Raw genomic sequence first — 8,433 nt, 5'->3', positions numbered from 1 at the left:
TGGCGCTCGGCGACCGCCCGGCTGGGCACCGGCCGCCCGGCCCCGGCCGGAGGCTGGGGGAGGGTGCCCGAGCAGGGCGGAGCCCCGGCCGCCGAGGTGATCGTCGCCGACCCCGGGCGCACCCTGCTGGGCCCGCTGTTCGGCCCGGCCCGGCACGGCTTCGGCGTCGACCGGCTCTACCACGCGCTGTTCGTCCGCCCGGTGGGCGCCGCCGCGAAGCTGGTCCGCTTCCTCGACCGCGAGGTCGTCGAGACCTACGTGCGCGGCAGCGGAGCGGGCGCCAACCTGCTCGGCCGGGCCGTCCGGCTCGCGCAGACCGGCAACGCGCAGACGTACCTCAGCGCCCTGCTGGCCGGCGTCGTCCTGCTGGCCGTCCTGGTGGCGGTGTAGCCGGTGCTGCTGTCCTCCACCTCCGCCACCTCGACCGCTGCTGGGAGCCCCCGATGAACGCAGTCCTCATCGCCCTCCTGCTGCTGCCGCTGCTCGGCGCCGCACTCACCCTGGCGCCGGTGTTCGGGCCGGACCGGGCCGTGGCCGACCGGCGGGCACTGCGGCTGAACACCGTCGTCACCGGCGCGGTGCTCCTGCTCGCCGTCGCCCTCGCGGCTGGCTTCGACCACGACGAACCCGCCCGGATGCAGGCCACCACGGACGTGTCCTGGATCCCGGCCCTGCACGTGCGCCTCCACCTCGGCGTGGACGGCGTCTCGCTGCCGCTGGTCGTGCTGACCGCGCTGCTCACCTTCCTCTGCGCGCTGTACTCGGAGAAGCGGCTGCCGGACGGGGAGACCGTGCCCTCGGCGCAGGCCTTCGTCGGGCTGTTCCTCCTGCTCGAGGTCGGCATGCTCGCCACCTTCGCGGTCCTGGACCTCCTGCTCTTCTTCCTGGCCTTCGAGATCGTGCTGATCCCGATGTACTTCCTGATCGCCCGCTGGGGGAGCGGCGCGAAGGTGCCGTCCGCCAACCGCTTCATCCTCTACACGCTGCTCGGCTCGGCCGTGATGCTGCTCGGCTTCCTGCTGATCGGCAGCAAGGCCGGCACCTTCGACATGCAGGCCCTGGCCGCCGCGCACGGCAGCGGCCTGAGCCACACCACCCAGGTGATCGCCGCGCTGGCGATCCTGGTCGGGCTCGCGGTCAAGGCCCCCGCCTGGCCGCTGCACAGCTGGCTCCCCGACGCGCACACCGCCGCCCCGACGGTGGGCTCGGTGCTGCTCGCCGGCGTGCTGCTGAAGATGGGCACCTACGGCCTGGTCCGCGTCCTCCTCCCGGTCGTGCCGGACGGCGCCGCCACCCTGGCCCCCTACCTGGGAGCCTTCGCGGCCGTCGGCATCGTCTACGGCTCACTGGCCTGCCTGGCGCTGGCCCGCCCCGGCGCCAAGGGCGACCTCAAGCGCCTGATCGCGTACTCCTCCGTCGGCCACATGGGCTTCGTGCTGCTCGGCATCGCCTCCCTCACCCCGGTGGGCGTCAACGGCGCGCTGTTCGCCAACATCGCCCACGGCCTGATCACCGGCCTGCTGTTCTTCGTCGTCGGCGCGCTCAAGGACCGCTACGGCACGGCCGACCTCGACACCCTGGCCGGCACCACCGGCGCCGCCCTGTACGGCCGGGCCCCGCGGCTCGGCGTACTGCTCGCCTTCGCCGCCGTCGCCAGCCTCGGGCTGCCCGGCCTGGCCGGCTTCTGGGGCGAGCTGCTCGCCATGTTCGGCGCGTTCGACCCGGCCGCCGGCCTGTCGCGCCCCGCGTTCGTCACCTACATGGTCCTGGCCGGCCTCGGCACCCTCCTCACCGCCGCGTACCTCCTGATCGTGGTCAAGCGCGTCTGCATGGGCGACCCCGAGCAGCCCGCCCCGGTGGCCGAGCTCGCCGACCTGCGCCCGTACGAGGCCGTCAGCTGGACGCCGCTGGCCGCGCTCACCCTGCTCGCCGGACTCTGGCCCGCGCTGCTGCTCGGCCTCTCCGACCCCGCCGTCAAGCACCTCCTCGGGGGTGGCTGACCGTGCTCGCAGCCCAGACCGCCGCACTCGGACCTCACTCCACGGGGCAGCACACTGTGACCTCCCTCGCCGTAGCCAACCCGGGCAGCCTGATCCAGTCCGTGGACTGGGTGGCGATCGCGCCCCCGCTGATCGCCGCCGTGGCCGCCCTCGCCGTGCTGCTCACGGACCTGTTCCTGCCCGAGCGGCACAAGAAGTGGCTCGGCAGCCTCACCGCGGCCGGACTCGCCCTCGCCCTCATCGCGCTCCTTCCCCTCACCGGATCGTCACCCCGCGCCACCTTCTGCGTGCAGAACGTAGCAGGAGGGTCCGACAACGGCGGCTGCTCGTACGTCGCCGACCACTTCGCCCTGGTGTTCCAGCTGCTCGCCCTCGGCGGCGCGCTGATCGCGGCCCTGCTGTCGACGCACACCGTGGAGGACGAGAAGCTGCCGCGCGGCGAGTACTGGTTCCTGCTGCTCTCCAGCGCCACCGGCGCCGCCCTGCTGCCCGCCTCCCGGGACCTCGCCACCATGGTGATCGCCCTGGAGGTCGCCTCGCTGCCCGCCTTCGCCCTGGTCGCGCTGCGCCGGGACGGCCGGGGCGCCGAGGCCGCGTTCAAGTTCTTCGTCTCCTCGGTGACCGCGACCGCCGTGATGCTGCTCGGCGTCGGCTTCGTCTACGCGGCGAGCGGCAGCCTGCACCTCGGCGCCGTCGCCCAGGGCCTGGAGCACGCCCCCGGACAGCTCAGGCCGCTGGCCGAGGCGGGCGCGGTGCTGACCCTGGTCGGCTTCGCCTTCAAGGTCGCCGCCGTCCCGTTCCACTTCTGGGTGCCCGACACCTACACCGGCGCCCCGCTGCCGGTGGCCGGCTACCTCTCGGTGGTCGGCAAGGCGGCCGGCCTGTCCGGGCTCGCGCTCGCCACCACCGTCGCCTTCCGCCCGTACGCCCACACCTGGGGCCTGGTGCTCGCGGTGCTGGCCGCCGTCACCATGACCGTCGGCAACGTCGGCGCGCTGCGGCAGCGCTTCGACACCCGGTACAGCGCGGTGCGGCTGCTCGCCTGGTCCTCGGTCGGCCAGGCCGGGTACCTGCTGGTGCCGCTCGCCGCGGCCGGCTACGCGCCCACCGGCGTCGACCCGCTCGGCGCCACCGCCGCGTACGCGCTGATCTACGGCGTGGTGAACCTCGGCGCCTTCGGGGTGGTCGCCGCTGTCGGCCGCCGGGCCGGGACCAGTGTGGACGACTTCCGCGGCCTGTTCGTCCGCAACCGCTGGACGGCGCTGGCGCTCGCCTTCTTCCTGCTCTGCCTGGCCGGGCTGCCGCCGGGCGTGGTCGGCCTGTTCGGCAAGGTCGTGGTGTTCCGCGCGGCGGTCGACGCCGGGCTGGGCTGGCTCGCCGTGGTGATGGCCGTCAACGTGGTCGTCGCCCTGTACTACTACCTGCTCTGGACGGCCCGGCTGTTCGCCCCGGCGGGCGACGCGCCCCTCGACGCGGCCGCCGCCGGGCACCGCCTGCCGGTGAGCCTCACCGCGACGCTGGGGCTCACCGCCTCCGCCGCCGTGGTCCTCTCGGTGGCGCCGCAGCTGGTCCTCCAGGTGGCGGGCGGCTCGCTGTTCTGAGCCCGGGCCGGGCCGGGCCGTGGTTCCGGGCCCGGGTCGGGCCGATCCGGGGGTGAGGCCGGGCCGCTCCGCCGTGACGGCCCGGTGACGGTGCGGTGGTACCGGGGGTGCGGCCCGGCGGTGTCACGTCGGTCACAAGGGAACAAGGTCCCCGGCCCCACCCGTTGACCGGGCAAGAGGGACGAGGCAGAAAGGGCTTCCCCACCGCACCATTGGAGGGCCTGACGTGCACAGCCGGCACAACGGACTGAGGACCGCCGTCCTGCTCGGAGGCCTCTCCGCGCTGATCCTGGTGATCGGCGGCCTCTTCGGCCGCACCGGCTTCGTGATCGCCCTGCTGGTCGCCCTCGGGACCAACGCCTACGCCTACTGGAACAGCGACAAGCTCGCGCTGCGGGCCATGCGGGCCCGGCCGGTCAGCGAGTTCGAGGCACCCGGGCTGTACCGGATCGTCCGCGAGCTCTCCACCTCCGCCCGCCAGCCGATGCCCCGCCTCTACATCTCCCCGACCCCGGCCCCGAACGCCTTCGCCACCGGCCGCAACCCGCGCAACGCGGCGGTCTGCTGCACCGAGGGCATCCTGGGGATCCTGGACGAACGCGAGCTGCGGGGCGTGCTCGGGCACGAGCTGAGCCACGTCTACAACCGGGACATCCTGATCTCCTCGGTGGCCGGGGCGCTCGCCTCGGTGGTGATGTTCCTGGTGAACTTCGCCTGGCTGGTGCCGTTCGGGCGCAGCGACGACGACGACGGCCCGGGGCTGTTCGGGATGCTCGCCATCATGATCCTCGGCCCGCTCGCGGCCGGGCTGATCCAGATGGCGGTCAGCCGTTCCCGCGAGTACCAGGCCGACGCCGACGGCGCCCGGATCACCGGGGACCCGCTCGCCCTCGCCAGCGCCCTGCGCAAGCTCGACGCGGGCACCCGTCAGCTGCCCCTGCCGCCCGAGCCGCAGCTCCAGACCGCGAGCCACATGATGATCGCCAGCCCGTTCCGGCCCGGCGAGGCCGGTGCGCGGCTCTTCTCCACCCACCCGCCGATGGCCGAGCGGATCGCCCGCCTGGAGCGGATGGCGGGCGGGCGGGTCTAGCAGCGCCCCGGGGCGTCAGTCCGCGAGCTCCTCGTACGCGAGCCGCAGCCGGTGGACGCCCTCGGCGACCTGGGCGGAGCTCTCGGCGGCGGCGTAGCTGAGCCGGAGGTGGGGGGCCGGGGGCTCGGCGGGGTGGTACGGGCGGCCGGGGGAGAGTTGGACGCCGGCGCGCAGGGCGGCCCTGGCGAGGGTGGTGTCGTCGACGCCGTCGGGGAAGCGCAGCCACAGGTGGTAGCCGCCGGGGCGGTGGGTGCCGACGACGCCGGGCAGCTCGCGGTGCAGGGCGGCGACGGCGGCGGTGCGGCGGTCGCGCAGTTCGGCGCCGAGGGTGCGCAGGTGGCGGGCCCAGGCGGGGTCGGAGACCAGTTCCAGGGTGGCCTCCTGGAGCGGCCGGGGCACGAAGAAGCTGTCCACCACCTGGGTGGCCCGCAGCCGGGCCAGCGCCGGGCCGCGCGCGGTGAGGGCGCCGACCCGCAGGTTGGGGGAGGCCGCCTTGGTCAGCGAGCGCAGGTGCACCACGACCCCGTCCCGGTCGTCGGCGGCGAGCGGGCGCGGCAGCGCGGGGGCGTCCGCGTGGACCAGCAGCCGGGCGAAGTCGTCCTCGACCACGAAGGCCCCGGCCGCCCGGGAGATCCGCAGCACCTCCTCCCGCCGTACGGGCGACAGCACCGCGCCGGTGGGGTTCTGGAACAGCGGCTGGCAGAGGAAGACCCGTGCCCGGGTGGCCGCGAAGGCCTCCGCCAGCAGGTCGGTGCGCACGCCGTCGGCGTCGACCGGCACCGGGACGGGCCGCAGCCCGGCCGCCCGGACGACCGCCAGGATGCCCGAGTACGTCGGCGACTCCACCAGCACCGGCGAGCCGGGCGCGGCGAGCGCCCGCATGGCGACGGTCAGCCCGCTCTGCCCGCCGGCGGTGATCAGGACGTCCCCGGCGCCGATCGGCCCGCCGTGGCCGCCGATGTCGCGGGCGAACCAGCCGCGCAGTTCGGTCAGCCCGTCGGTGGGCGGGCGGTCCCAGGCGCCCGGCCGCCGGCCGGCCCGGGCGAGGACGGCGGCGAGCAGCCGTTCGGGCAGCAGCGAGGCGTGCGGGTAGCCGCTGTTGAGGTCGATGACGTCGGGCGCGGGCACCCGGAGGGTGTCGAACACCGGGGCGGCGAGCAGGTCGCGCGGGCCGGAGTCGGCGCTGAGCGCGATCTCCTGCCAGGAGAGGTCGCCGGTCCGGCCGGCCGGCGGGGCGGGGACGGCCGGGGCCGCGGCGAAGGCGGCCGCCCGGAACACCCCGGCGCCCGGCCGGGAGACCACGAGCCCCTCGGCGACGAGCACCGCGATGGCCCGGGAGACCGTCACCGGGCTGACCTGGTGGCGTTCCACCAGCGCCCGGCTGGCGGGCAGTTTCCGCCCCTCCGGGTAGCGCTCCACTTCCCGCCGCAGGATGTCGGCGAGTTCGGTCACGCTGCTACGCTCGTTCATGACGGCACAAGATAGCGCTATCCGCCCGCAGGCGATAGCACCTCGACCGGCCCCCGCTTCCGGCACCGCCCTCGCGGCCCTCGGGGTGGCCTCCTTCTCGCTCACCTTCCCCGCCACCGCGTGGGCCCTGACCGGCTTCGGCCCGTGGACCGCGACCGGTCTGCGCGGCGTCCTGGCCGCCCTGCTGGCCGCGCTCTACCTGCTGGCCGTCCGCGCCCGGCCGCCGCGGCGGGGGCAGTGGCCCGGGCTGCTGGTGGTCTCGGCCGGCTGCGTCCTCGGCTTCCCGCTGCTCACCACGCTCGCCCTGCGCACCTCCTCGACCGCCCACTCGGCGGTGGTCATCGGCGTGCTGCCGCTGGCCACGGCGGTGGTCTCGGCGCTGCGCACCGGCCGCCGGCCGTCCGGGGCGTTCTGGGCGGCGGCGCTCGCCGGGGCCGCGGCGGTGCTCGCCTTCACCCTGGTCCAGAGCCACGGCCGGCCGACCTCCGCCGACCTCTACCTCTTCGTGGCGGTGCTGCTCTGCGCCGCCGGGTACGCCGAGGGCGGGCGGCTCTCCCGGGACCTGCCGGGCGGACAGGTGATCGCCTGGGCGGTGCTGGTCGCGCTGCCCGCGACGCTGCTGACCGCCGTGCTCGGGCTGGGCGCCGAGCCGGTCCGGCTCGGGGCGAAGGCGCTGGCCGGGCTGGCGTACACGGCGGCGGTCTCGCAGCTCGGCGGGCTCGTGCTCTGGTACCGGGGGATGGCCGCGATCGGGGTGCCGAGGGCCAGCCAGCTCCAGCTCGCGCAGCCGCTGCTGACGCTGGTCTGGTCGGTGCTGCTGCTCGGCGAGCACCTGCCGGCCGCGGCGCCGGTCACCGCGGTGGTGGTGCTGGTCTGCATCGCGGTGACCCAGCGGGCCCGGAGCTGACCGGGCGGACGGCCCCGGCCCCGGAGCTGACCAGGCGGGCGGCACCGGCCCCGGAGCGGAGCGGCGCCGTACGCCCCCGAACCCTCGCTCCGACCGGATCGGCGCGGCCCCGCGCTCGTTAGGATGAACCCGCGCCCGCCGGTCCGGGCGCGGCATCCGGAGGGAGTGGGCCGTCATGGCAGACCAGAGGCACGCCCCGACGGCCGGGGACGCGCCGCCCCGACGACGAGGCCAGGGCGAGCTGGAGGCGCAGGTGCTCGCGGTGCTCCAGCAGGCGCCCGGCCCGGCCGCCGCGGGGTGGGTCCAGGAACGCCTGGAGGGCGACCTGGCGTACACCACCGTGATGACCATCCTGTCCCGGCTGCACGCCAAGAACGCCGTGACCCGGACCCGCGCCGGCCGTTCCTACCTGTGGCAGGCCTCCGCGGACGCCGCCGGGCTGGCCGCGCTGCGGATGCGCCGGATGCTCGACGGGGAGGCCGACCGGGACGCGGTCCTGGCCAGCTTCGTCAGCGCGCTGCTGCCGCACGACGAGGAACTGCTGCGGGCGCTGCTGGACGCCGCGTCCGCCGATCCGGCGGCGCCCGACCGTGAGAGCTGACCCGTGGGCTTCTTCGTCTTCCTCCCGCTCGTCCTGCCGCTCACCGCGGTCCCGATCGCGCGCCTGACCGAGCAGCACCTGCATCCGCGCGGCGCGGCCCGGCTGATGACCGTGATCAGCGCGGTGATGGCGGTGTGCAGCGTGCTCTGCCTCGGACTGATCGGCGTGGTCGGCACCGCGCAGATCCCCGGCAACCCGCTGCCGGACAGCTGGTCCGACCCGGAGGTACGGGCCGCGCTGCCGTACCACGAGACGGTCGGCACGGCCGCGATGTGGCTGCTGGCCCTGGTGCTCCTGGCCTGCGCCCGGACGGTCGTCCGGCACCTGCGGGTGCGGAACCGGGCCCGCCGGGCGCTGAGCGGGCTGCCCGCGGAGCCGGGGGAGTCCGGCGACCTCGCGGTGCTGCCGGACCACAGCCCGTACGCCTACGCGCTGCCCGGCTCGCCCGGCCGGGTGGTGGTCTCCACCGGGATGCTGGCCGGCCTGGCCGCCGACGAGCGCGAGGCGCTGCTCGCGCACGAGCGGGCGCACCTGCGCCACCGGCACCACCGGTACCTGCTGACCACCCAGCTCGCCGCCTGCGTCAACCCGTTCCTGCGGCCGCTGCAGCACGCGGTGGCGTTCAGCGCGGAGCGGTGGGCGGACGAGGAGTCGGCGCAGGCCGTGGGGGACCGCCGGATCACCGCGCGGGCGGTGGCCCGGGCGGCGCTGGTCTCGCACGCCGCCCCGGCCCCCGGCTTCGCGGCCTTCGCCACCCCGGCCGC

7 protein-coding genes and 1 pseudogene are annotated in these 8,433 nt (G+C 75.8%); 7 read left to right on the top strand and 1 reads right to left on the bottom strand.

The window, feature by feature from the left end:
• The 4 genes and pseudogenes from AE652_RS28470 to htpX form a co-directional block, all read left to right on the top strand.
• Positions 1-390, top strand: a pseudogene (locus tag AE652_RS28470) (NADH-quinone oxidoreductase subunit L); the annotation flags it as partial.
• Positions 391-443: 53 nt separating this feature from the next.
• On the top strand, positions 444-2,000 hold the full coding sequence (locus AE652_RS28465; RefSeq protein ID WP_049656601.1) for a NuoM family protein: 1,557 nt from the start codon (positions 444-446) through the stop codon (positions 1,998-2,000).
• Between the two features lie 56 nt (positions 2,001-2,056).
• Positions 2,057-3,601 (top strand): NADH-quinone oxidoreductase subunit N, encoded by a 1,545-nt coding sequence (locus AE652_RS28460; protein ID WP_049656599.1) that lies wholly within the window; start codon positions 2,057-2,059, stop codon positions 3,599-3,601.
• A 226-nt stretch (positions 3,602-3,827) separates the two neighbouring features.
• Positions 3,828-4,691: a zinc metalloprotease HtpX gene (gene htpX / locus AE652_RS28455; protein WP_049656598.1), complete on the top strand. Its 864-nt coding sequence runs from the start codon at positions 3,828-3,830 to the stop codon at positions 4,689-4,691.
• Positions 4,692-4,706: 15 nt separating this feature from the next.
• On the opposite strand, the gene AE652_RS28450 is transcribed toward htpX, so the two are convergent.
• Complete coding sequence (locus tag AE652_RS28450; protein WP_049656596.1) at positions 4,707-6,161, bottom strand: PLP-dependent aminotransferase family protein; 1,455 nt, start codon at positions 6,159-6,161, stop codon at positions 4,707-4,709.
• On the opposite strand from AE652_RS28450, the gene AE652_RS28445 reads away from it, so the two are divergent.
• From AE652_RS28445 to AE652_RS28435, 3 genes are all read left to right on the top strand, one after another.
• On the top strand, positions 6,160-7,068 hold the full coding sequence (locus tag AE652_RS28445) for a DMT family transporter (RefSeq protein ID WP_082346027.1): 909 nt from the start codon (positions 6,160-6,162) through the stop codon (positions 7,066-7,068). The two genes, AE652_RS28450 and AE652_RS28445, sit on opposite strands and share 2 nt — an antisense overlap.
• A 175-nt stretch (positions 7,069-7,243) precedes the next feature.
• Positions 7,244-7,669 (top strand): BlaI/MecI/CopY family transcriptional regulator, encoded by a 426-nt coding sequence (locus tag AE652_RS28440; RefSeq protein WP_049656591.1) that lies wholly within the window; start codon positions 7,244-7,246, stop codon positions 7,667-7,669.
• Between the two features lie 3 nt (positions 7,670-7,672).
• The coding region (locus AE652_RS28435; RefSeq protein ID WP_049656589.1) for a M48 family metalloprotease at positions 7,673-8,433 on the top strand (761 nt) is incomplete at its 3' end.

Origin of the sequence: Kitasatospora sp. MY 5-36, assembly GCF_001182915.1 — a bacterium.
GTDB lineage: Bacteria > Actinomycetota > Actinomycetes > Streptomycetales > Streptomycetaceae > Kitasatospora.
Note: the sequence above shows the minus strand (reverse complement) of the source record. Positions and strands in the feature narration are given on the sequence as shown.

Excerpts from the sequence above, each read along its gene's own strand:
- AE652_RS28465 (WP_049656601.1), top strand. The coding sequence starts at position 444 with ATGAACGCAGTCCTCATCGCCCTCCTGCTGCTGCCGCTGCTCGGCGCC.
- AE652_RS28445 (WP_082346027.1), top strand. The coding sequence starts at position 6,160 with ATGACGGCACAAGATAGCGCTATCCGCCCGCAGGCGATAGCACCTCGA.
- AE652_RS28450 (WP_049656596.1), bottom strand. The coding sequence starts at position 6,161 with ATGAACGAGCGTAGCAGCGTGACCGAACTCGCCGACATCCTGCGGCGG.
- AE652_RS28440 (WP_049656591.1), top strand. The coding sequence starts at position 7,244 with ATGGCAGACCAGAGGCACGCCCCGACGGCCGGGGACGCGCCGCCCCGA.